The 22,089-nt window shown below is 52.8% G+C and carries 23 protein-coding genes; 14 read left to right on the top strand and 9 right to left on the bottom strand.

What is annotated here, in order from left to right:
* Nucleotides 1-16: 16 nt before the first annotated feature.
* The 6 genes from rlpA (at nt 17) to lipA (ending at nt 6,003) form a co-directional block, all read left to right on the top strand.
* Nucleotides 17-1,129: an endolytic peptidoglycan transglycosylase RlpA gene (gene rlpA, locus VF709_RS08305; RefSeq protein ID WP_020685663.1), complete on the top strand. Its 1,113-nt coding sequence runs from the start codon at nt 17-19 to the stop codon at nt 1,127-1,129.
* A 139-nt stretch (nt 1,130-1,268) separates the two neighbouring features.
* Nucleotides 1,269-2,480, top strand: a complete 1,212-nt coding sequence (gene dacA / locus VF709_RS08300) for a D-alanyl-D-alanine carboxypeptidase DacA (RefSeq protein ID WP_013097592.1) — start codon at nt 1,269-1,271, stop codon at nt 2,478-2,480.
* Nucleotides 2,481-2,585: 105 nt separating this feature from the next.
* Nucleotides 2,586-2,849 (top strand): DUF493 family protein YbeD, encoded by a 264-nt coding sequence (ybeD, locus tag VF709_RS08295; RefSeq protein ID WP_003858718.1) that lies wholly within the window; start codon nt 2,586-2,588, stop codon nt 2,847-2,849.
* A gap of 94 nt (nt 2,850-2,943) precedes the next feature.
* The gene (gene lipB, locus VF709_RS08290; protein ID WP_013097593.1) at nt 2,944-3,585 is read left to right on the top strand and encodes a lipoyl(octanoyl) transferase LipB; all 642 of its coding nucleotides are present in this window, start codon (nt 2,944-2,946) and stop codon (nt 3,583-3,585) included.
* A 291-nt stretch (nt 3,586-3,876) separates the two neighbouring features.
* Nucleotides 3,877-4,830, top strand: coding sequence for a YbeF family transcriptional regulator (locus VF709_RS08285; RefSeq protein ID WP_013097594.1), 954 nt, complete (start codon nt 3,877-3,879; stop codon nt 4,828-4,830).
* Between the two features lie 207 nt (nt 4,831-5,037).
* Nucleotides 5,038-6,003 (top strand): lipoyl synthase, encoded by a 966-nt coding sequence (lipA, locus tag VF709_RS08280; protein WP_013097595.1) that lies wholly within the window; start codon nt 5,038-5,040, stop codon nt 6,001-6,003.
* Between the two features lie 81 nt (nt 6,004-6,084).
* Here lipA and tatE read toward each other — a convergent pair whose 3' ends face one another.
* Together tatE and VF709_RS08270 are read right to left on the bottom strand one after the other, a co-directional pair.
* Nucleotides 6,085-6,288 (bottom strand): twin-arginine translocase subunit TatE, encoded by a 204-nt coding sequence (gene tatE / locus VF709_RS08275; protein ID WP_013097596.1) that lies wholly within the window; start codon nt 6,286-6,288, stop codon nt 6,085-6,087.
* A gap of 125 nt (nt 6,289-6,413) precedes the next feature.
* A complete protein-coding gene (locus tag VF709_RS08270; protein WP_058683846.1) occupies nt 6,414-7,202 on the bottom strand; it encodes a deaminated glutathione amidase in 789 nt (262 codons plus the stop codon).
* 67 nt (nt 7,203-7,269) lie between these two features.
* Here VF709_RS08270 and crcB point away from each other — a divergent pair, with 67 nt between their 5' ends.
* Nucleotides 7,270-7,653, top strand: coding sequence for a fluoride efflux transporter CrcB (crcB, locus tag VF709_RS08265; protein WP_029882131.1), 384 nt, complete (start codon nt 7,270-7,272; stop codon nt 7,651-7,653).
* Nucleotides 7,654-7,872: 219 nt separating this feature from the next.
* On the opposite strand, the gene cspE is transcribed toward crcB, so the two are convergent.
* Together cspE and pagP are read right to left on the bottom strand one after the other, a co-directional pair.
* Complete coding sequence (gene cspE, locus VF709_RS08260; RefSeq protein WP_002439184.1) at nt 7,873-8,082, bottom strand: transcription antiterminator/RNA stability regulator CspE; 210 nt, start codon at nt 8,080-8,082, stop codon at nt 7,873-7,875.
* Between the two features lie 190 nt (nt 8,083-8,272).
* Nucleotides 8,273-8,890, bottom strand: a complete 618-nt coding sequence (gene pagP, locus VF709_RS08255) for a lipid IV(A) palmitoyltransferase PagP (RefSeq protein ID WP_155687007.1) — start codon at nt 8,888-8,890, stop codon at nt 8,273-8,275.
* Between the two features lie 580 nt (nt 8,891-9,470).
* On the opposite strand from pagP, the gene dcuC reads away from it, so the two are divergent.
* On the top strand, nt 9,471-10,838 hold the full coding sequence (gene dcuC / locus VF709_RS08250) for an anaerobic C4-dicarboxylate transporter DcuC (protein WP_020685657.1): 1,368 nt from the start codon (nt 9,471-9,473) through the stop codon (nt 10,836-10,838).
* Nucleotides 10,839-10,931: 93 nt separating this feature from the next.
* Nucleotides 10,932-11,741, top strand: coding sequence for a ribonuclease I (rna, locus tag VF709_RS08245; RefSeq protein WP_058683847.1), 810 nt, complete (start codon nt 10,932-10,934; stop codon nt 11,739-11,741).
* Here the strand turns inward: rna and VF709_RS08240 are convergent.
* The gene (locus tag VF709_RS08240; protein WP_139937078.1) at nt 11,735-12,352 is read right to left on the bottom strand and encodes a flavin reductase family protein; all 618 of its coding nucleotides are present in this window, start codon (nt 12,350-12,352) and stop codon (nt 11,735-11,737) included. The genes rna and VF709_RS08240 overlap by 7 nt on opposite strands.
* Nucleotides 12,353-12,619: 267 nt before the next feature.
* On the opposite strand from VF709_RS08240, the gene rnk reads away from it, so the two are divergent.
* Complete coding sequence (gene rnk, locus VF709_RS08235; RefSeq protein ID WP_013097604.1) at nt 12,620-13,030, top strand: nucleoside diphosphate kinase regulator; 411 nt, start codon at nt 12,620-12,622, stop codon at nt 13,028-13,030.
* 107 nt (nt 13,031-13,137) lie between these two features.
* Here the strand turns inward: rnk and VF709_RS08230 are convergent, their stop codons facing one another.
* On the bottom strand, nt 13,138-14,376 hold the full coding sequence (locus VF709_RS08230) for a zinc-dependent alcohol dehydrogenase (RefSeq protein WP_139937079.1): 1,239 nt from the start codon (nt 14,374-14,376) through the stop codon (nt 13,138-13,140).
* Between the two features lie 180 nt (nt 14,377-14,556).
* On the opposite strand from VF709_RS08230, the gene uspG reads away from it, so the two are divergent.
* Nucleotides 14,557-14,985, top strand: coding sequence for a universal stress protein UspG (gene uspG / locus VF709_RS08225; protein ID WP_013097606.1), 429 nt, complete (start codon nt 14,557-14,559; stop codon nt 14,983-14,985).
* 59 nt (nt 14,986-15,044) lie between these two features.
* Here uspG and ahpF read toward each other — a convergent pair whose 3' ends face one another.
* Both ahpF and ahpC read right to left on the bottom strand, forming a co-directional pair.
* On the bottom strand, nt 15,045-16,610 hold the full coding sequence (gene ahpF, locus VF709_RS08220; protein ID WP_029882129.1) for an alkyl hydroperoxide reductase subunit F: 1,566 nt from the start codon (nt 16,608-16,610) through the stop codon (nt 15,045-15,047).
* A gap of 187 nt (nt 16,611-16,797) precedes the next feature.
* Nucleotides 16,798-17,361 (bottom strand): alkyl hydroperoxide reductase subunit C, encoded by a 564-nt coding sequence (gene ahpC, locus VF709_RS08215; RefSeq protein ID WP_008501015.1) that lies wholly within the window; start codon nt 17,359-17,361, stop codon nt 16,798-16,800.
* Between the two features lie 638 nt (nt 17,362-17,999).
* Here ahpC and citR point away from each other — a divergent pair.
* The 3 genes from citR (at nt 18,000) to VF709_RS08200 (ending at nt 20,905) form a co-directional block, all read left to right on the top strand.
* Nucleotides 18,000-18,899, top strand: coding sequence for a DNA-binding transcriptional repressor CitR (gene citR, locus VF709_RS08210; RefSeq protein ID WP_038980994.1), 900 nt, complete (start codon nt 18,000-18,002; stop codon nt 18,897-18,899).
* Between the two features lie 171 nt (nt 18,900-19,070).
* A complete protein-coding gene (locus VF709_RS08205) occupies nt 19,071-20,294 on the top strand; it encodes a phosphoadenosine phosphosulfate reductase (protein WP_029882127.1) in 1,224 nt (407 codons plus the stop codon).
* The gene (locus VF709_RS08200; protein ID WP_013097610.1) at nt 20,279-20,905 is read left to right on the top strand and encodes an IbrB-like domain-containing protein; all 627 of its coding nucleotides are present in this window, start codon (nt 20,279-20,281) and stop codon (nt 20,903-20,905) included. Before VF709_RS08205 ends, VF709_RS08200 begins: the two co-directional genes overlap by 16 nt.
* Here VF709_RS08200 and VF709_RS08195 read toward each other — a convergent pair whose 3' ends face one another.
* Nucleotides 20,906-22,066, bottom strand: a complete 1,161-nt coding sequence (locus tag VF709_RS08195) for a pyridoxal phosphate-dependent aminotransferase (RefSeq protein WP_038980997.1) — start codon at nt 22,064-22,066, stop codon at nt 20,906-20,908.
* Between the last annotated feature and the right edge of the window lie 23 nt (nt 22,067-22,089).

Genomic DNA, 22,089 nt, shown 5'->3' with positions numbered 1-22,089 from the left:
AAATAAGGGGATCGGAATGCGTAAGCAGTGGCTGGGGATCTGCATTGCGGCAAGTTTACTTGCGGCGTGCACAAGTGATGATGGTCAGCAACAGGCAACCGTCGCGCCGCCGCAGCCTGCGGTGTGTAATGGCCCAATCGTTGAAATCAGCGGCGCCGATCCCGTTTATGAACCGCTCAACGCCAGCGCGAATCAGGATTATGAGCGCGACGGCAAAAGCTACAAAATCGTTCAGGACCCTTCCCGTTTCAGCCAGGCGGGTTTCGCCGCCATTTATGATGCGGAACCCGGGAGCAACCTGACGGCATCAGGAGAAGCGTTCGACCCGACGCAACTTACTGCGGCACACCCGACGCTGCCTATCCCAAGCTACGCGCGTATCACCAACCTGGCGAATGGCCGTATGATCGTGGTCCGCATTAACGATCGCGGTCCGTACGGTAACGACCGTGTGATTTCGCTGTCGCGCGCCTCCGCCGACCGCCTGAACACCTCGAACAATACCAAGGTTCGTATCGACCCCATTATCGTGGCACCGGATGGCTCGCTCTCCGGGCCGGGTACCGCGTGTACGACAGTGGCGAAACAGACCTACGCCCTTCCCGATCGTCCGAATCTTGACGGTGGCATGGGGAGCGTCTCATCGCCGGCCGAGCCTTCTCAGCCAGCAGGCGAAGTGCGTCCTATCAGCAACGACACGTTGCAAAGCGATGACAGCACTGGCGCACCGGTAAAGAGTAGCGGTTTCCTGGGGGCTCCAACGACCCTGGCCTCCGGCGTGCTCGAAGGCAGTGAGCCTACCCCAGCGCCTGTTGCCGCCCCCGTCGCGCAGCAGCCAGCCCCCGTCACCGCTCCGGCAACGACCCAGAGCGCAGCGGTAGCAGCGCCTGCTGCCGCTTCCAGCGGCGGCTTTGTCGTTCAGGTGGGCGCCGTCAGCGATCAGGCCCGCGCGCAGCAATATCAACAGCGCCTGAGCCAGCAGTTTGGCGTTCCAGGTCGCGTTGAGCAAAACGGGGCGGTGTGGCGTATTCAGATGGGACCGTTTGCCAGCAAATCGCAGGCAGCGACCCTGCAGCAGCGTCTGCAAAATGAAGCGCAACTCCAGTCATTTATCGCTGTAGCGAAATAATGTATCGGCGGCATCCGAATTGTCAGTTTGTGTAAAAGTCATTCACAAACTCATGCTTAAAGTCGGATGCCTGCCTGAATAGCATTTGCTATAGTAAGGCACTTTTTTTAATTCCATCACGGATGTCGTAGTTCTGACCATGAAGACCACTTTTTCTGCTCGTTTTGTGCAGCGCATGGCGCTGACCACGGCCCTTTGCGCTGCTGCGCTCTCCGCAGCTCACGCCGATGACCTGAACATCAAGACCATGATCCCTGGCGTTCCGCAAATCGATGCGGAATCCTACATCCTGATCGATTACAACTCTGGCAAAGTTCTGGCAGAACAGAATGCCGATGCCCGCCGCGATCCGGCCAGCCTGACGAAAATGATGACCAGCTACGTTATCGGCCAGGCGATGAAGGCAGGTAAATTTAAAGAAACAGACCTGGTCACCATCGGTAACGATGCGTGGGCAACCGGGAACCCGGTCTTTAAAGGCTCCTCTTTAATGTTCCTGAAACCGGGTATGCAGGTTCCTGTCTCTCAGCTGATTCGTGGTATCAACCTGCAGTCCGGTAACGACGCCTGTGTCGCCATGGCCGATTTCGCTGCGGGCAGCCAGGATGCGTTTGTGGGCCTGATGAACAGCTACGTTTCTGCGCTGGGCCTGAAAAACAGCCACTTCCAGACCGTTCACGGCCTGGATGCGGAGGGTCAGTACAGCTCTGCGCGCGATATGGCGCTGATTGGCCAGGCGCTGATCCGCGATGTACCGAACGAATACGCCATCTATAAAGAGAAAGAGTTTACCTTCAACGGTATTCGCCAGACCAACCGTAACGGCCTGCTGTGGGATAACAGCCTGAACGTTGACGGCATCAAAACCGGTCATACCGACAAAGCGGGTTACAACCTGGTCGCCTCTGCTACCGAAGGTCAGATGCGCCTGATCTCTGCCGTGATGGGCGGTCGTACCTTTAAAGGCCGTGAGACAGAAAGCAAAAAACTGCTGACCTGGGGCTTCCGTTTCTTCGAAACCGTGAACCCGCTGAAAGCAGGCAAAGAGTTTGCCTCTGAGCCGGTCTGGTTCGGTGATAACGATCGCGCCTCCCTGGGCGTGGACAAAGATCTGTACCTGACCATTCCACGCGGACGCATGAAAGACCTGAAAGCCAGCTACGTGCTGAACACCACCGAGCTGCATGCACCGCTGCAGAAAAACCAGGTTGTAGGCACCATTAACTTCCAGCTGGATGGCAAAACTATCGATCAGCGCCCGCTGGTTGTCCTGCAGGAAATTCCTGAAGGCAATTTCTTCGGCAAAATCATTGATTACATTAAATTGATGTTCCATCACTGGTTTGGCTAAAAATCGAACACTTGAAAGTGTGATTTTGATCCCCATATACTAAGTATCCTGATAACTCCCACCTGACGTGGGAGTTATTCTTTTTGACGTTACGCCGGAGCTGACATGAAAACCAAACTTAACGAACTGCTTGAATTCCCTACCCCATTTACTTACAAAGTAATGGGTCTGGCGAAACCTGAGCTGGTTGATCAGGTGGTTGAAGTGGTACAGCGCCATGCGCCGGGTGACTACTCTCCGTCAGTAAAACCAAGCAGCAAGGGCAACTACCACTCGGTATCTATTACCATTACCGCAACACACATTGAGCAGGTTGAGACGCTGTACGAAGAGCTCGGCAATATCGAAATTGTTCGTATGGTGCTGTAGTCCCTCTGCGGTTACCCGGTTTGCCGGGTAACCCCTCTCCCCGCTGTGATATACTCCCCCTCATCTTTTGTCCCTCGTCTTCGGAGACGTCGTTTTGTATCAGGATAAAATTCTTGTCCGTCATCTCGGGCTGCAACCTTATGAGCCTGTCTCCCAGGCTATGCATGACTTCACCGACTCACGTGATGACACCACCCCTGATGAAATCTGGCTGGTAGAACACCTGCCAGTGTTTACGCAGGGGCAAGCGGGAAAAGCGGAACATTTATTGATGACGGGCGATATCCCGGTTATTCAGAGCGACCGCGGCGGGCAGGTTACGTACCATGGCCCAGGGCAACAGGTGATGTACGTTCTCCTGAACCTCAAACGCAGAAAGCTGGGCGTACGTGAACTGGTCACTCTGCTTGAGCAAACGGTCGTCAACACGCTGGCGGAATACGGTATTGATGCACATCCGCGGGCCGACGCACCGGGAGTCTACGTGGGCGAGATGAAGATCTGCTCGCTGGGGCTGCGTATCCGTAAAGGCTGCTCGTTTCACGGGCTGGCTTTGAACATTAATATGGACTTGAAGCCCTTCCAGCGCATCAATCCCTGCGGCTATGCCGGGATGGAAATGACGCAAATGTGCCAGTGGGTTGATACGGCAACAACAGAAAATATCCGTCCTGTGCTTTTAGCTAATATGTTAGCACTACTTAACAATCCCCCGCACGAATATATCACTGCTTAATATATTATACATCGTGGCTCGATAATTTGACGGGCCACGATTTAATTGCCGCTTTTACACTTTACAATAATCCGCAGATTCTATATTTTCGAAGCGCTCGAATATTACCGATCCATATTATTTAGCCTCCCGTCAGCGCTGCGTGCAGGACCTAAGTAACTTGCGTGATAATCACTCAACTGGTTGTTTTTGATAAACAAGTGAAACAAAACCAACACTTTACGAATCTCTACAAGCATAATAAATAAATTCAACTATCATTCATGTTGTGAATGTGTACGGAGTAAAAGCGTGGAGTATAATAATTTACCAGCCAAACGCCTGAATGAACCCGGTGGCGAAGACAAGCCGCAAATTTTTCGGACTTTACGTAATATTGATCTCAATTTATTGACTATTTTTGAGGCGGTATATGTCCATAAGGGTATCGTTAACGCTGCGAAAATTCTTAATCTCACGCCCTCTGCAATAAGCCAGTCAATTCAAAAGCTGCGCGCTATATTTCCGGACCCGTTATTTATTCGTAAGGGACAGGGTGTCACCCCCACGGCTTACGCCACGCATCTGCATGAGTACATCAGCCAGGGGCTGGAGTCGATTCTGGGCGCGCTGGATTTAACCGGAAGCTACGACAAACAACGAACCATCACCATCGGCTGCTCTCCCTCTGTGGGGGTGTTGGTTATGCCTGCCATTTACCAGGCCGTAAAAGAGCATGCGCCGCAGCTGCTGCTGCGTAATGTACCGATCAGCGAACCTGACGTGCAGCTTGCCCAGTTCCAGACCGATTTAATTATCGACAGCGGCAGCTTCAGCGCCCGCGCGTTGGGGCAAAATGTCCTCTATGCCGACAACCTGGTGCTGGTCTGTCGCCAGCAGCATCCGGTGCTCAGCGAGCCGCTCACCATAGAAAATCTGCGTAACTACGATCACTCGTCATTTATGACGGAAGGACAGTCACATCATGCGCTGCGCCAGCGTATCGATGACATTTTCCCGGAGCGCCAGATAAGCTTCAGCAGTTACAATATGTTCACTACCGCGTCCCTGATTGGCAGCAGTGACATGCTCTGCATCATGCCTTCGCGCCTGTATCATCTGCTGCGGAAATGCTGGCCGCTGGAGAGCATTCCGCTCAGCCAATTGAATGCAGAATCTATTGAGATTTCACTGCATTACAATAAGCTCAGTCTGCGCGATCCGGTACTTGAAAATGTGATCCGCATCATCCGCCAGGCCTTCTGACAGGTTGACACAGCACAAGCCCCTGCCGCACGCAGGGCAAAAGGCACAAAACAACAACTATTTTACAAATTGGCGACCTGGCAGGCTGCTTTAACGACCGTTTCAATGATATACTGCCTGTCGTTCGTTCAAAAATAGTTGATAAATACAACATTCCCTTGAATTGAAACGCTTTCCTTCGATATTCGCAACTGGAACACGCACGCTATGAGTAAACCCATTGTGATGGAACGCGGTGTTAAATACCGCGATGCCGATAAAATGGCCCTTATCCCGGTTAAAAACGTGGCTACAGAGCGCGAGGCGCTGTTAAGAAAACCGGAATGGATGAAAATCAAACTTCCGGCCGACTCTTCGCGTATCCAGGGGATCAAAGCGGCGATGCGTAAGAATGGCCTTCACTCTGTATGTGAAGAAGCCTCTTGCCCGAACCTTGCTGAGTGTTTCAACCACGGCACCGCGACGTTTATGATTCTGGGTGCTATCTGTACCCGCCGTTGCCCGTTCTGCGATGTTGCTCATGGCCGCCCGGTAGCGCCGGATGCAAACGAACCTCAAAAACTGGCGCAGACCATCGCTGATATGGCGCTGCGTTATGTGGTCATTACCTCCGTTGACCGTGATGACCTGCGTGATGGGGGTGCTCAGCACTTTGCTGACTGCATTACTGCCATTCGCGAGAAAAGCCCGAACATTAAGATTGAGACGCTGGTGCCGGATTTCCGTGGTCGTATGGACCGCGCGCTGGATATCCTGACTGCAACGCCACCAGACGTCTTTAACCACAACCTGGAGAACGTACCGCGTCTCTACCGTCAGGTGCGTCCGGGTGCTGACTACAACTGGTCCCTGAAGCTGCTGGAGCGTTTTAAAGAAGCGCATCCACATATCCCTACCAAGTCAGGTCTGATGGTCGGCCTTGGTGAGACCAATGACGAAATCATCGAAGTGATGCGCGATCTGCGTCGCCACGGCGTGACCATGCTGACGCTGGGCCAGTATCTGCAGCCAAGCCGTCATCACCTGCCGGTGCAGCGCTACGTTAGCCCGGATGAATTTGATGAGATGAAAGCGGAAGCGATGGCGATGGGCTTCACCCATGCTGCCTGCGGTCCGTTTGTGCGCTCCTCTTACCATGCCGATATGCAGGCAAAAGGCGAAGAAGTTAAATAACCCTGTAATATTCACTTACAGGAATACAAAAAAACCGGCCTGTTGAGCCGGTTTTTTTTCGCAAGCCTTAAGGCATTGCCGTTACTCTTTGTGAGAGAGCTTTTCAGCCGGAACGGTATCCTCGGCGCTTTTCTTCGCTGCCGCGTCATCGTCGTTCATCGCTTTCTTAAAGCCTTTGATGGCGGCACCCAGGTCACCACCCAGCGTGCGTAACTTCTTGGTACCAAACAGCAGGACGACCAGTGCGGCAACCACCAGCAGTTTGGTAATACTAATCTCACCCATAGATACCTTCTTTACTTAAAACAGGCTGCATTCAGCGTCAAAACCGGATCATATTAACGGTCATTTGGCGCGTGCACACAATAGCAACCTGTAACAAGGTGAATCAAGCATTGTTGAAAAAAACATCACAATAATTGCGGTGGCGCAAAACGTCGGTTGCGAAGAACAGGTAATTGCTGCCGTGCAAGCGCTATCCTTTCCGAAATTATCTCCGCCATCAGTAAAACCGGACCTTCCGCTGCGGCGGCAATCGTGACGCCCAGCGGGTCAATCACTCTACTCTGCCCGATATTTTTATTGCCGCACTCCCCTGCCGCGACCACATAACAGGTGGTATCCAGCGCGCGCGCCGTAAGCAACGTGGCCCAGTGATGCTCTTTCAGCGGCCCTTTAACCCACGCGGCAGGCAGAACAAGCACATCCGCTCCCTGTAATGCCAGGCTCAACGCCAGCTCAGGAAAGCGCAAATCGTAGCAGGTCATCAGCCCAATGTTTAAACCATCAACCGCGATCAGGGGCGGAACGCACTCCCCCGGGTCAACCAGGCGCGACTCCTGGATACTGAACGCATCATAGAGATGAAGCTTGGCATAGCTGGCGATGATGACGCCGCCACGGATGGCTACCAGTGTGTTAACTGCCCGGCCGGGCGTAGACGGCACATGGAGCGTCAAAATTGTGGTCATGTCATTACCCGCACTCTCGGCCAGTAATTGCTGTAAAAACGCGCCATCCAGCGGCTGCGCGGATTTCACCGATAAATCCGGGTCGTTATCATCGCGAGCCAGCAAGGCTTCCGGCAGCACCAGCAACGACGCCCCCTTCTGTTGTGCCTGCATCATCAGCGAGACACATTGCGCCGCATTCTCATGCCAGCGAGGCGTGACCGCAAACTGCCCTACCGCAACATACATATTTGTCCCCTAATCATAAACAGCGTTAAACTCGCCACTCTTACACATCAAATAGCAGGTATTTACAGTGTTACAACTCCTTTTAGCTGTTTTTATTGGTGGGGGGACGGGGAGCGTTGCGCGGTGGTTCCTGAGTATGCGGTTTAATCCACTGCATCAGGCGATTCCAATGGGAACACTGGCCGCAAACCTGATTGGTGCGTTTATCATTGGCATGGGTCTGGCCTGGTTTAACCGTATGACGCACATCGATCCCATGTGGAAAGTATTGATTACCACCGGGTTCTGCGGCGGTTTAACCACCTTCTCCACCTTTTCTGCGGAAACGGTGTTTTTGTTTCAGGAAGGCCGTATCGGCTGGGCGTTGCTGAACGTTGCGATAAATATGCTCGGCTCTTTTGCGATGACCGGGATCGCATTCTGGCTATTTTCTTCCGCCAGCCCCCACTAACTGCCGAAGCGTTAATGTTGGCTTAATTTTTCTCTGTCACTCTGGTGCCAATGCAGAACGAGGGTGACAGAATGAAAGAGAGTTTGATGAGCGCAGGCGTGGTGTTGTTGAGCGTGCTGATCGTTGCCAGCTTCCTGAAGATGTATCTGCTTGGCTGATGCAAAACGAAAAAAACCCGCTCAGTGAGCGGGTTTTGAAATTCTTGCTGACGCGTCTGAATTACAGAGCGATTACGTTAGCAGCAGAAGGGCCTTTGGCACCGTTAGTGATTTCGAACTCTACACGCTGACCTTCAGCCAGAGTTTTGAAACCATTAGACTGGATTGCAGAGAAGTGTACGAACACGTCTTTGCTGCCATCTTCAGGAGTAATGAAACCGAATCCTTTGGACTCATTAAACCACTTAACGTTACCTTTAATCTTAGACATCAAAATTACCTTTACATTAAAAAACGACACAAATGCTGTGTCGGTTACCAGTACAACAATTGTGGGACCTTTTGTCCAGCGGATCTTTGATAAAAAGTGACTAAAGTCGCGTTAATTTTCGCTGGCGGATTTTTATCCCATATGAATCAACGACTGCGCATTTTTTCACCGCTTTGTCAGCTTTTTTCAGTTAAAACTGAAAACGCATCCAGGCGAAGTAAACGTTACCGTTGTTGTACGTACCGGGAATGTAGGTCATCTGGAACGTTGCAGGGCCATAACCAATTGAGGCCAGCGGCAGCAGAACCGGAATGGGGATATAGTTCCAGTTGTCGCGTGCAGTCACCCCGGCGGTATAGCCCAGGCCAACGTGGAAGTTGTCGTCAGCTAACGGACGCCAGGTTTTCTCCCAGCCATAGCCACCGATCGGTTCCCATTTGTTAAAGGAGTCTTTAAAGGCCATCAGATAAATACCGTGCCAGTTGCCCTTTTCGTCCCAGCGCGACTGACCAAAACCTGCCCCCCACGGGCGCTCGTTATATTTGTCGGTCTTTTCTTTGTCATAGGCAAAGCGTGCATGCCAGGTGATGGCCGGCACGTAGAGATCATAGTGCTCTGGCGCATTCCAGGTCTGCGAAACATTATCCGTAAAGGTGGAGAACCAGCCCTTATCCGTCGCGTTCTCTTCAGCCTGTGCCACAGAAGAGAGCGTTAACTGTGCAAAAATAAACAGAAAAATGAAGAAAAATTTATTACGTACGATCACAATGCAATTACCATTCTTAGTATTCGAGGCAAAGTTTACCATACAATAGTTGAATGGAGCCTTAACGACATCGGCATTACTCCTAATTAATCAGCCACTTTGAGAGAATATTCTGAGAGCGGCACGGCGGCGTGTTGAATAATCATCTCACGGGCGCGTTCAAACCTTTTTTAATAATGCCTACCGGTAAAAATAACCCTGCATTTAATATGGCTTTCAGGACAAACATAACGCCCTGTCTGCAAGGTATAAAGATTATCATTAGCCTCTACAGCCAGTGTTTTCGTGCTGCTCAGCCCCTTTCTCACGAAACGCTGTACGGACCCACTCACCAACGCGCACCGGCAGGAAAAGTCTTTCCCCTCTTATTCAGGAACGTGTTAATATAGAATCAATAAATTAACAACTTATTAGCATTTAAATGACATGCTCCACTGTTGTCACCGGTCAATACCCATATGTCATTATTGCCATCACCATGGCAAAAATATCGCTAACATCTGCTTTAGTAGTATATTTATTGATTTTAATCAGCAAGGACTGGCCATTAATTCGGCACATTCTCATCCTTCTTTTTTATTGATTATTTGTGCTCTCGGGCAGCAAGGATACAGGGGAAATCATGCTTACGTTTTTCGAGCTCCTTATCGGAGTCGTCGTCATTGTCGGTGTAGCACGCTACATCATTAAGGGGTATTCCGCCACAGGCGTGTTATTTGTCGGCGGCCTGGCCTTGCTGATCGTTAGCGCCCTGATGGGTCACCAGGTCTTACCCGCCAGCGCAGCCAGCACCGGGTATACCGCCACAGACATTGTTGAATACATTAAAATTCTGCTCATGAGCCGCGGTGGCGATCTGGGCATGATGATCATGATGCTGTGCGGTTTTGCCGCATACATGACCCATATTGGTGCCAACGATATGGTCGTGAAGCTGGCCTCCAGACCGCTGCAGTACATCAACTCCCCGTATCTGCTGATGGTGGCAGCCTACTTCCTCGCCTGTCTGATGTCGCTGGCCGTGTCGTCAGCCACTGGCCTTGGGGTGTTGTTAATGGCTACCCTGTTCCCGGTGATGGTTAACGTCGGCATTAGCCGTGGTGCAGCGGCGGCTATCTGCGCCTCTCCGGCGGCCATTATTCTCTCCCCTACCTCTGGCGACGTCGTACTGGCGGCGAAAGCCGCAGAAATGTCACTCATCGATTTCGCCTTTAAAACCACGCTGCCGATTTCCATTGTGGCTATCGTGGGCATGGGCATCGCGCATTTCTTCTGGCAGCGTTATCTCGATAAAAAAGAGCACATCAGCCACGAAATGATGGACGTGAATGAAATCACCACCACCGCCCCGGCGTTCTATTCCATTCTGCCGTTCACGCCTATCATCGGCGTGCTGATTTTTGACGGCAAATGGGGACCACAGCTGCACATCATTACCATTCTGGTTATCTGTATGCTGCTGGCCGCCATGCTGGAATTTATTCGCGGTTTCAACACTCAGAAGGTATTTTCTGGCCTGGAAGTGGCGTATCGCGGTATGGCCGATGCGTTTGCAGGCGTCGTGATGCTGTTGGTGGCGGCAGGCGTCTTCGCGCAGGGTCTGAGCACTATCGGCTTTATTCAGAGCCTCATCTCCATCGCCACGTCGTTCGGCTCTGCCAGCATTATCCTGATGCTGGTACTGGTGGTGCTGACCATGCTGGCAGCTATGACCACCGGTTCAGGCAACGCGCCGTTCTACGCCTTCGTTGAGATGATCCCAAAACTGGCACATTCTTCCGGTATTAACCCGGCTTACCTCTCCATTCCCATGCTTCAGGCGTCTAACCTCGGTCGTACCATTTCGCCGGTATCAGGTGTCGTAGTCGCGGTCGCCGGGATGGCAAAAATCTCGCCGTTCGAAGTGGTAAAACGCACGTCGGTCCCGGTGCTTGTGGGCCTGATCATCGTGATTATCGCAACCGAAGTGCTGGTTCCTGGCGCAGCCTGAGTAAAATGACCGATATCCAAAAAGCGCCTGCGGGCGCTTTTTGTGCTTTAATAACTTCCAGAAATCTATCGCGTTAACCCATCAGGAAATCACATGTTCAGGAAGGATATCATTATCCCGTCTGGCGCCATGGCGCTTGCACTCTGTGTCTTCTCCGCGCAGGCGGATCCGCTCAAAGCCACGCAGTATGGCGATTTCGATCGCTACGTTCTGGCGCTTTCCTGGCAAACCGGGTTCTGCCAGAGCATGGCTGAACGTAACCGTAACGAACCCGAAGAGTGCCGTCTGCAAAAAGAGAGCAATAACAAGACCGATTATCTGACCGTACACGGATTATGGCCTGGCCTGCCAAAATCCATCGCCGCACGCGGCGTGGATGAACGCCGCTGGATGCGTTTTGGCTGCGCGACCCGCCCAATCCCGAACATGCCGGAAGCCAAAGCCAGCCGCAAATGCTCAGCCGCCGAAACCGGGCTATCACTGTCGGGTGCCGCAAAGCTGAACAGCGTCATGCCCGGGGCTGGCGGTAACTCCTGCCTGGAACGCTATGAGTACGCCAAACACGGCGTCTGCTTCGGCTTTGATCCTGACGCCTATTTCGGCACCATGGTGCGGATGAATCAGGAGATAAAAAACAGCGCGGTGGGTAAATTCCTGGCGGATAACTACGGTAAAACGGTAAGCCGTAAAGATTTTGATAACGCCGTGGCGAAAAGCTGGAGCAAAGACAACGTCAAAGCGTTCAAACTGACCTGCAATGGTAATCCGGCCTACCTGACCGAAATGCAGATCTCGCTTAAGGCCAGCACCATTAATAACCCGCTGTCTGCCGGCTCTTTTGCGCCACAGCCACATCCGGGTAACTGTGGCAAACAGTTTGTTATCGATAAAGTGGGTTACTGATCCACAATCGGGCGCACCATATCGAAGCGGTGTTCATCACTGATGCCATAATAGGCCGTCGGCCCACCCGCACGCAGGATGGGCTGCGCTTTCGCCGTCTGGTAGCTCCCCTCTTCCAGCAGCGATTCGGCAATATGAATCCCCACCACTTCGCCCAGCACCAGCCAGGTGTCTACCGGCGTGCCGTCGGCGCCGGTCAGCTGAATACACTGCGACAGGCGGCACTCAAAGTTCACCGGACTCTCGGCCACGCGTGGCGCCTTTACAAGCTGGCTTGCCGCTGGCGTCAATCCGGAAAAAGAGAACTCGTCTTGATCGTGAGGCAGCGTAGCGGAGGTGAGATTCATCGCCTCAGCCAGATCGCGCGTGGCAAGGTTCCAGACAAACTCACCCGTTTCGTTAATATTACGCACGCTGTCTTTCCAGCCGTTGCTGGAAAAGCCAATAATCGGTGGGCGGTAGTTAAAGCAGTTAAAGAAGCTATACGGTGCCAGGTTGATCTGTCCTGCCTGGTCGCAGGAGGAGATCCAGCCAATCGGACGCGGACCAATAATGGCATTCAGCGGGTCATGCGGCAGGCCATGCCCCTGTGACGGTTGATAAAAGTACATAGCGCTCTCTTAATGAGGGTCAGACGCGAACTGCGTTTACCCACTATCCTGATTCAGAACGTTCAGCGTAACGCAATCCGCCAGAAATACAGACTGAATAAATTTCAGCGAAAATTCATATGGCCCATGAATGTGACCTCTATCACTTCAAAGTTGCGTGCGCAGACAGTATCATCGGGAGAGTTAAACCCTCGCTGCCAGACGGCGAGGGTTTTCTTTTGGATTGGTTTCTGCGTTACACGCAGCATTAACGACATGGAGTAAAAAATGTCCAGACCCACCATCATTATCAATGAACTTGACGCAGAACGTATTGACCGACTTCTGGAAAAACCAGAATTCGCCTCGCTCCCGGTTGCCGATGCCCTGAATGAAGAGCTCGACCGGGCGCAGATGTGTACCCCGGAGTCCATGCCGCATGACGTGGTCACCATGAACAGCCAGGTCAAATTCCGCAACCTGACAACGGGCGAAGAGTTAACCCGCACGCTGGTCTACCCGGCGCAAATGACCGACAGCAGCGCTCAGCTTTCCGTGCTGGCACCGGTCGGCGCGGCCCTGCTGGGCCTGCGTACGGGGGATACCATTCACTGGGAATTACCGGGCGGTGCCTCGACCCATCTGGAAGTGCTGGCGTTGCTCTACCAGCCAGAAGCGGCAGGCGATTACCTGCGTTAATCCCATCTGAACAAGCGCGACCCGCGTTGCACAGAGGATGCCTGCGCATCCTCTTTCCGCAGATTCACCTGGACGTCCTATATCGTGCCGCAGGTAAGGGAACCGTCTTAAACCACCCCACCCGGAAACGCATTCACCAGCCCTTTAACCTGCTGTTCCGCCGCTTCCGGCGTTTCTGCACCGGGCACCAGAATCACCTTCCGGCACGCCTCCTCCCGTTTTTCAAAGATCCGGTAGGCGCGTTCGGCATCGTCCAGCGGCAGATAGTGGGTGACAATCTCCTCCGGCGTCAGCAGCCCCTTTTCGATCAGCGGTAACAACTCGCCAAGCCAGGCGTGGACGTGGGTCTGGCCCATCTTAAAACTGAGCCCCTTATCGAAGGCATCACCAAACAGGAAGCCATGGATAAAGCCCGCATACACGCCGGGCACGCTCACCACCCCGCCCCGTCGAACAGCAGCAATACACTGACGCAGCGCTTTACCGCTGCTGCCCTCAATTTTAAGGTTGCTGAGGATGGTTTCCGTGGTGCTGCCTTTGGCTTCAAACCCCACGGCATCAATGACGGCATCCACGCCGCGCTGGCCTGCGGTTTGCTCAATGATTTTTTCCGCTGCGTCGTTGTCTTCATCAAAGTTGATGGGGATGGCGCCGTAGCGCTCTCCGGCAAAACGCAGACGATACGGGTGATGGTCAACCACAAAGATCTGTTCGGCACCTAACAGCCGCGCGCAGGCGATGGTCAGTAACCCCACCGGCCCTGCACCAAAAACGGCGACGCTGGAGCCTTTTTCAATCTGGGCATTTTTCGCCGCCTGCCAGGCGGTAGGCAAGATATCGGAGAGGAACAGCGCTTTATCATCGGAGAGCAACTGAGGCACTTTGAACGGCCCGACGTTACCTTTGGGCACCCGAACGTATTCCGCTTGTCCACCGGGCACGCCGCCATAAAGATGGCTGTAGCCAAACAGCGCGGCGGGCGCGGGAATTTGCTTTTTATTCAGCGCGGCGCCCTGCCCGGCGTTGGTGCTCTCGCAGGCCGCGTACTGCTGCAGGCGGCAAAAGAAGCAGTCACCACAGGCGATGACAAACGGGATCACCACCCGGTCGCCTTTTTGCAGCGTCTTCACTTCCCTGCCCGTCTCCACCACTTCGCCCATGAACTCGTGGCCAAAAATATCGCCGTGTTCAACTTTGGGGATCTTCCCGCGGTAGAGATGCAGATCCGATCCGCAGATCGCCGTGGCCGTTACGCGCAGGATAATATCGTCAGGTTGTTCAATAACAGGATCGGGGACATTCTCGACACGAACATGATGTGGACCGTGGTACGTGAGTGCTTTCATGCGACCTCCGAAAGGATCCGGGTAAGTATTTAAGGGTAGCGTTCCCTGACGAACTGCCCGGGATTAGCGGGCTTTTGAGATTTATCCTGGGAAAAACAGAAAAGTGCCGCAGCGCTTACAAAAACCATATTCATTTTATGGTTGAATGAGTCCAGCGTTTATAAACAAGGAGAAACGGGTATGTATCAGAGAATTATTATGCCGGTTGATGTTTTTGAGATGGAGCTGAGCGACAAGGCCGTACGCCATGCGGAATTTCTGGCGCAGCAGGACGGGATTATTCATCTTCTACACGTGCTGCCGGGTTCTGCCAGCCTGAGTCTGCATCGCTTTGCCGCCGATGTACGCCGCTTTGAAGAGCATCTGCAGCATGAGGCGGAAAATCGCCTGCAAACGATGGTTGGGCACTTCACCATCGACCCTTCCCGCATTAAAACGCATGTCCGGTTTGGCAGCGTGCGCGATGCCGTTAACGAGCTGGCGAGCGAGCTGAACGCCGACGTGGTGGTTATCGGTTCACGCAATCCGTCCATTACCACGCATCTGCTGGGTTCAAACGCCTCCAGCGTTATCCGTCACACCCACATTCCGGTGATGGTCGTGAGATAAAAAAAGAGGCCACCTTCTGGTGGCCTCTCCTGGTGCAGGTGCAGTCTTACTGACTTTTATTATGCTGTTTTGGTGCGAATCAGGTAGTCGAACGCGCTCAGAGACGCTTTCGCCCCTTCACCGGTCGCGATGATGATCTGCTTGTACGGCACGGTAGTACAGTCGCCCGCCGCAAATACGCCCTTCACGCTGGTTTCACATTTGGCATCGATGATAATCTCGCCCATGCGGTTACGCTCAATGGCGCCTTCCAGCCAGGTGGTGTTTGGCAGCAGACCAATCTGCACGAAGATCCCCGAAAGCGGAACGCTGTGCACATCGCCACTGACGCGGTCGCGGTACTCCAGACCGGTGACTTTACTGCCGTCGCCCTTCACTTCCGTGGTCTGCGCATTCAGCACGATGTCGACGTTTTTCAGGCTGCGTACTTTATCCTGCAGTACCTGGTCTGCCTTCATCTCTGGTGCAAATTCCAGCAGGGTAACGTGTTCAACAATGCCCGCCAGGTCGATAGCCGCTTCGACACCGGAGTTACCGCCGCCAATCACCGCCACGCGTTTGCCTTTAAACAGCGGACCATCGCAGTGTGGGCAGTAGGTCACGCCTTTGGTGCGATACTGATCTTCACCCGGCACGTTCATGTTGCGCCATTTGGCACCGGTGGCAATGATAATACTGCGGGCTTTCAGCACCGCGCCGGAAGCGGTTTCAATCTGGTGTAAGCCACCTTCGACTGCGGCAGGAACCAGCTTGCTGGCACTCTGGCTGTCGATTACATCCACTGCGTAATCATTGACGTGCGCTTTAAGTGCGCCAGCCAGTTTCTGGCCTTCGGTCTTCGGCACAGAGATGTAGTTTTCGATATCCACGGTATCCAGCACCTGGCCGCCAAAGCGTTCGCCCATCAGACCGGTACGAATACCTTTACGTGCGGAATAGACCGCTGCCGCGGCGCCCGCCGGGCCAGAGCCGACAATCAGTACATCATACGCATCGCGCTTGTTCAGCTCTTCTGCGGCACGTTTTTCGGCGCCGGTATCCACTTTGGCCACAATCTCGGACAAGGTCATACGGCCCTGGCCAAACTCCTGACCATTCAGGAACACTGCCGGAACCCCCATCACGTTGCGATCGGTGATTTCGTTCTGGAAAGTGCCGCCATCAATTGCGGTGTGTTTAATACGCGGGTTCAGGACTGACATCAGGTTCAGCGCCTGCACCACGTCCGGGCAGTTGTGGCAGGAGAGCGAATAGTAAGTTTCAAAGGTGAAATCCCCGTCGATATCGCGGATCTGCTCCAGCAGCGCCTGCGCCTCTTTCGACGGATGCCCACCGGTCCACAGCAGAGCCAGCACCAGTGAGGTAAATTCGTGGCCCAGCGGTGAGCCGGCAAAACGCGGCCCCTGATCAGAGCCCGGGTTGGTGATCAGGAAAGATGGCTTACGCACCGCCAGATCGTTCGCTTCTTTGAAGGTCACTTTCGGTGACAGTTCGGCGATCTCCGCCAGCAGTTCCTTGATTTCTGCCGATTTAGCGCTGTCGTCCAGCGTGGCAATCAGCTCAACAGGTTTGGTCAGTTTCTCAAGGTATGCCTTGAGCTGGGTTTTCATTGTAGTGTCGAGCATTGTTCTTCCCTCTCTAAAAACGTCATCATGCAAGCTGCCTTATACGGGCGGCCTGAATGCAACTTGCATCATGGTGCTGGAATGAAATGGGCGCGGGGGGCGCCCATGGGTTGCCGGGTGGCACGTCGTTTACCCGGCCTACGATACTGTAGGCCTGTGCAAGCGCAGCGCCGCCAGCTTTACAGACTTAGATCTTGCCGACCAGGTCCAGAGATGGAGCCAGCGTCGCTTCGCCTTCTTTCCATTTCGCCGGGCACACTTCGCCTGGGTGAGACGCCACGTACTGAGCTGCTTTCACTTTACGCAGCAGGTCAGATGCATCACGGCCGATACCTTCAGCGGTAACTTCGATAGCCTGGATAATGCCCTGCGGGTCAACAACGAAGGTCGCACGGTCTGCCAGGCCTTCATCTTCACGCATGTTGTCGAAGTTACGGGTCAGGGCGCCAGTCGGGTCACCGATCATCGCGTATTTGATTTTCGCGATGGTTTCAGAGCTGCTGTGCCACGCTTTGTGGGTGAAGTGGGTGTCGGTAGAGACAGAGTACACGTCTACGCCCAGCTTCTGCAGTTCATCGTAGTGATCGGCCACGTCACCCAGTTCGGTCGGGCAAACGAAAGTGAAGTCAGCCGGATAGAAGAAGAACACGCTCCAGCGGCCTTCGGTATCTTTCTCAGTCACTTCAATGAATTCGCCGTTTTTGAACGCCTGGTTTTTGAAAGGTTTAATTTTGGTGTTAATCAAAGACATCTGTACTTCCTCCGTGTTTTCGTTGAGATGTAAGGTAACGAACTTTCGCTACATGGGCTAATGCGTTTGCTTTATCAAATCAATCAGCCATACCTAACAACCCGAACAAGACAACGTTGTGAACCCAATGAATAAAAGCCCGAAAGTAAAAAGGCCGCCCTGGTGGGCGGCCCTGATACCTGAACTTTCCACAGGAACTTTCAGTGCCAGTGAGACTGGCGTTGCGTTGCGCTCTACATACCTTTATATCAAGGTCGTTACAGCCCCCCGATTACAGCACTCGTGTCGGGACAGGGCAATGGATTGAAGGGATAATCATATCTATGGCTGTGATAGGTTTTACCAAACTAAGCATTCCCCATCGCCGCTAATGCTCACGCCAGTAAAAATAAAAATGAGTGATAATTACTTGTCCATATATAAATCTGACTATTTTTATTCAGTTCCGTTTTCTATTTTAAAGGTAAAAATATCTTAACCATTATTGAAGTTCTATTTCATTAATCTACGTTCGTGATATATTAAGTTGGTTTTCAATCATAATTAAGCGAACTAACCATCAAGGATGGTAAATGGTTACGTTCCTTCTATAGTTATCAGTGATGTGATAACGCAACGCAGCACACTCAGGATGAAACATGGCAAATCTTTACGACTTAAAAAAATTCGATCTCAATCTGCTGGTCATTTTCGAATGCATCTACCAACACCTGAGCATCAGCAAGGCAGCAGAAACGCTCTACATAACGCCTTCCGCGGTCAGTCAATCCCTGCAGCGGCTGCGTAACCAGCTGAACGATCCGCTGTTTATCCGTTCGGGAAAAGGGATCACTCCCACTACCGTCGGGGCAAATTTGCATCATCATCTTGAGCAAAACCTCAATCAGCTTGAGCAGACCATCAACATCATGCATGGCTCATCGCTCAAAAAGAATTTTGTCATCTACTGCCCGCAGGTTCTGACAACTGACAATCTGCTCAGCCCCATGAAGCTATTGATGCGAGAGCACAATTATGAAATAGAGCTTCATGACATGCTGCTGTCCGCGGATTCCGCAGAAGACCTGCTTGCCTACCGCAAAGCAGACTTAATTTTCTCCATTGCGCCTATCAACAATCGCTCAATGGTGTGCGTTCCCTATGTTAATTACCGAATGATTCTGGTGTGCAGCCAGGATCACCCCCGCCTACAGGAGACCGCTACCCTGGAAGAGCTGCAGAAAGAGAAGTTTACGATCTTCCTGAGCGATGAAGCGGGTGTGAAACACTATCAGTCAAAGACTGAGGAAGTGCATGCCGACAGGACAATCGGTTTTCGCTGCGACTCTCTCTTTTCAATCATAAACATGATCAGCGCATCGCATTTAGTGGGATATATCCCGGAAGTCCTGTATGAAAAATACCGTGACGTATTGCGACTGAAAAAAGTGGACGCCCCCTTCATGCTGCCACAAATGGAAGTCTTCATGGTTTATAACCGCTCAGCGCTTAACAGCTCGGTTTTCTCGAGGTTTGTTGAGCAGATTACGCAAAAATAAATCCGAATGGCTGTGATATTTACAGCCATTTCTCTCTTCAAAATATAACCCTCATTTATAGATAATAAAAAATCTGCCTTTTTTGATTTACCTGCCTTTATTTTCACTACTATTATTCTCTCTCCTGCATTGACATGAACGTCCGGTATTTATTTCCAGGAGGAGTTGCCTTTGTCAATTTATAAGCATCCACTTAATCAAAATGTCCTTGACGCTGCGACAGAGCGTATAACATGGACGCTTGAGAATCTGCCAAGGGTCTGTGTTTCATTTTCTGGCGGAAAAGATTCCACCATTATGTTCCATTTAACGGCCCGACAAGCCCGAAAAATGGGAAAGAAAATCTGTCTGTTATTTATCGACTGGGAAGCGCAGTTCACCTGTACCATTCAGCATGTGAATAACATGATCGCACAATACGCCGATGTGATTGAAAAATGCTGGTGGGTAGCGCTCCCGTTGACCACGCAAAATTCACTTTCACAGTTCCAGCCCGAATGGCAGTGCTGGGAGCCGGGTAAAAACTGGGTACGCACGCCCCCTGAAGAGGCGGTAACCGATCCAGATTACTTCTCGTTCTACCAGCCCGGCATGACCTTCGAGGCTTTTGTTCGTGAATTTTCCGACTGGTTTGCCAAAAGGCGCCCGGCAGCAATGATGATCGGCATTCGTGCCGATGAATCCTACAATCGCTTTTTGACGATCGCTAACGCACGAAAGCAGCGCTTTGCCGATGACAAACCCTGGACCACCGTCGCCCCCGGCGGGCACGCCTGGTATGTCTATCCGCTTTATGACTGGAAAACCGCCGATATCTGGACCTGGTTTGCGAAAACGGGCGGGTGCTATAACCCGCTTTACGACCTGATGTTTCAGGCTGGCGTGCCGCCGCGCTATATGCGCATCTGTGAACCCTTTGGCCCGGAGCAGCGTCAGGGATTGTGGCTCTATCATGTTGTAGAGCCCGAACGCTGGGCGGCGATGTGTGAGCGGGTAAACGGCGTGCACAGTGGCGGGGTCTACGCGGGGCAGGACAATCATTTCTATGGCCACCGCAAAATTCTGAAACCCGACGCGCTCAGCTGGCGGGAATACGCCATGCTGCTTCTCGACAGCATGCCGCACACCACCGCAGAACATTACCGCAATAAAATCGCGATCTATTTGCACTGGTATCAGAAGAGAGGCATGGCCGATATTCCCGACACCCAGGAGGGCGATATCGGCGCCAAAGATATCCCGTCCTGGCGACGCGTGTGCAAGGTATTACTCAACAATGACTACTGGTGCCGGGCGCTGTCATTCAGTCCGAACAAACCCAGGCATTACCAGCGTTACAGCGAACGGATGAAATCAAAACGCAAGGAGTGGGGGATCTTATGCAGCAGCAATTAATTAACGAGATGAAAAATTATCTTCAGTCTCTTCCCGAAGATAAACGCATTGAAGCCATTAACGCCTTTCGCCAGGCTATCCATGAAAATAGCCCTTTTCGCGAACAGCCTGTCGACTGCGTACTGTGGATCAAACAGGACGAGATTACCGCGAACGATTACAACCCCAACAACGTTGCCCCGCCGGAAAAACGGCTGCTCTGTAAATCCCTGGAGATGGACGGTTTTACCCAACCCATTGTGGTGACAGAAAGTGAGGCCCGGCATTATGAAATTGTCGACGGCTTCCATCGCCATGAAATTGGGTCCAACCGGGCGGTATTAAAACGCCAGCTTAAAGGCTATCTGCCTGTTACCTGTCTGCGTAAAGAGCGGCAGAAAAAGTTCGACCGGATAGCGGCCACCATTCGTCACAATCGGGCGCGCGGCCGCCATCAAATTAATGCGATGTCCGATATCGTCCGCGAGCTGGTGCAGCTTGGCTGGGACGACGAGAGAATCAGTCAGGAACTGGGAATGGATAGCGACGAGGTATTACGCCTCAAGCAAATCAACGGTCTGCTGGAACTCTTTGCAGACCGCCGTTACTCAGAAGCCTGGACGGTCAAATAATCAGAGCGCGTTAAGACGCTCTGCCGCCGCCAGCAGCGTCGATTCCTGTTTCGCAAAGCAGAGACGAATCAGCTTATGCGGGAAGGGATCGGCGCAAAAGACGGATAACGGGATCGCCGCCACGCCCACCTCTTTGGTCAGCCACTGGCAAAAATTGACGTCGTCCAGATCGGAAATGGCGCTGTAATCGGCCAGCAGGAAATAGGTGCCTTCACACGGCAGGATCTCCAGACGGCTCTGACTCAGGGCATTCACAAACCGATCCCGACGAGCGCGGTAAAATTCGGGCAGCTCACGGTAATGCTCAGGCTCAGCGCGCAGCATATCGGCCAGCGCCAGCTGGGCAGGCGTGTTCACCGCAAACGTCAGGTACTGGTGCACTTTACGCAACTCCGCGCTGATGGCCGCCGGTGCCACGCAGTACCCCACCTTCCAGCCGGTCATATGATAGGTTTTACCGAATGACGACACCGCCACAGCGCGCTCGCGAAGCTGCGGATGGGCCAGCACGCTGACATGCCCTTCCCCGGCAAAGCAGATGTGCTCATACACTTCGTCGCTAAGAACATAAATTTCACGTTCCGCAATGGCCTGCCACAGCGCGGCGAAATCGCTCTTCTGCCACACCGTCGCCGACGGGTTGTGTGGTGTATTCAGAATGACCAGCCGGGTGTTGTCGCTCAGCAGCGCAGCAAACGCCTGCCAGTCGGGGCGAAAATGCGGCGGCTGTAATGCCACGCGCTTCACCACGCCGCCGGACAGTTCGATGGCAGGCGCATAGCTGTCGTAGCTTGGGTCAAAGCAGATAACCTCATCGCCCGCGCGAACCAGCGCGGTGATGGCCGCATACAGCGCTTCAGTCGCACCTGCCGTCACCGTAATGTCGCTGTTGGCATCCGGTTGATAGCCATAGCATTCCGCCGTTTTATCCGCAATGGCGTCACGCAATGCCTGCACACCGGTCATCGGCGCATACTGATTCGCCCCCTGGGCAACGTGCCAGGCCAGACGCTCCTGCAAATAGCCTGGACCATCAAAATCCGGGAACCCCTGCGAGAGGTTAATGGCGTTGTGCTTCTGGGCCAGAGCGCTCATCTGCGTAAAGATAGTGGTGCCCAGGTTGGGAAGTTTGCTTTGCGGAATCAATGCGTTATTGCTCATTGTGGGGTGCCTGCTTGTAATAC

The organism is Enterobacter sp. Lyrl_3 (assembly GCF_051948675.1).
Taxonomy (GTDB): Bacteria; Pseudomonadota; Gammaproteobacteria; order Enterobacterales; family Enterobacteriaceae; genus Enterobacter; species Enterobacter cloacae.
This window is presented reverse-complemented; position numbering and strand designations above follow the sequence as displayed.

Bases quoted from the DNA above. Each gene is read 5' to 3' on its own strand.
- rlpA (WP_020685663.1), top strand. From the start codon at position 17: ATGCGTAAGCAGTGGCTGGGGATCTGCATTGCGGCAAGTTTACTTGCG.
- dacA (WP_013097592.1), top strand. From the start codon at position 1,269: ATGAAGACCACTTTTTCTGCTCGTTTTGTGCAGCGCATGGCGCTGACC.
- ybeD (WP_003858718.1), top strand. From the start codon at position 2,586: ATGAAAACCAAACTTAACGAACTGCTTGAATTCCCTACCCCATTTACT.
- lipA (WP_013097595.1), top strand. From the start codon at position 5,038: ATGAGTAAACCCATTGTGATGGAACGCGGTGTTAAATACCGCGATGCC.
- tatE (WP_013097596.1), bottom strand. From the start codon at position 6,288: ATGGGTGAGATTAGTATTACCAAACTGCTGGTGGTTGCCGCACTGGTC.
- VF709_RS08270 (WP_058683846.1), bottom strand. From the start codon at position 7,202: ATGTATGTTGCGGTAGGGCAGTTTGCGGTCACGCCTCGCTGGCATGAG.
- cspE (WP_002439184.1), bottom strand. From the start codon at position 8,082: ATGTCTAAGATTAAAGGTAACGTTAAGTGGTTTAATGAGTCCAAAGGA.
- pagP (WP_155687007.1), bottom strand. From the start codon at position 8,890: ATGGTAAACTTTGCCTCGAATACTAAGAATGGTAATTGCATTGTGATC.
- dcuC (WP_020685657.1), top strand. From the start codon at position 9,471: ATGCTTACGTTTTTCGAGCTCCTTATCGGAGTCGTCGTCATTGTCGGT.
- rna (WP_058683847.1), top strand. From the start codon at position 10,932: ATGTTCAGGAAGGATATCATTATCCCGTCTGGCGCCATGGCGCTTGCA.
- VF709_RS08240 (WP_139937078.1), bottom strand. From the start codon at position 12,352: ATGTACTTTTATCAACCGTCACAGGGGCATGGCCTGCCGCATGACCCG.
- rnk (WP_013097604.1), top strand. From the start codon at position 12,620: ATGTCCAGACCCACCATCATTATCAATGAACTTGACGCAGAACGTATT.
- VF709_RS08230 (WP_139937079.1), bottom strand. From the start codon at position 14,376: ATGAAAGCACTCACGTACCACGGTCCACATCATGTTCGTGTCGAGAAT.
- uspG (WP_013097606.1), top strand. From the start codon at position 14,557: ATGTATCAGAGAATTATTATGCCGGTTGATGTTTTTGAGATGGAGCTG.
- ahpF (WP_029882129.1), bottom strand. From the start codon at position 16,610: ATGCTCGACACTACAATGAAAACCCAGCTCAAGGCATACCTTGAGAAA.
- ahpC (WP_008501015.1), bottom strand. From the start codon at position 17,361: ATGTCTTTGATTAACACCAAAATTAAACCTTTCAAAAACCAGGCGTTC.
- citR (WP_038980994.1), top strand. From the start codon at position 18,000: ATGGCAAATCTTTACGACTTAAAAAAATTCGATCTCAATCTGCTGGTC.
- VF709_RS08200 (WP_013097610.1), top strand. From the start codon at position 20,279: ATGCAGCAGCAATTAATTAACGAGATGAAAAATTATCTTCAGTCTCTT.
- VF709_RS08195 (WP_038980997.1), bottom strand. From the start codon at position 22,066: ATGAGCAATAACGCATTGATTCCGCAAAGCAAACTTCCCAACCTGGGC.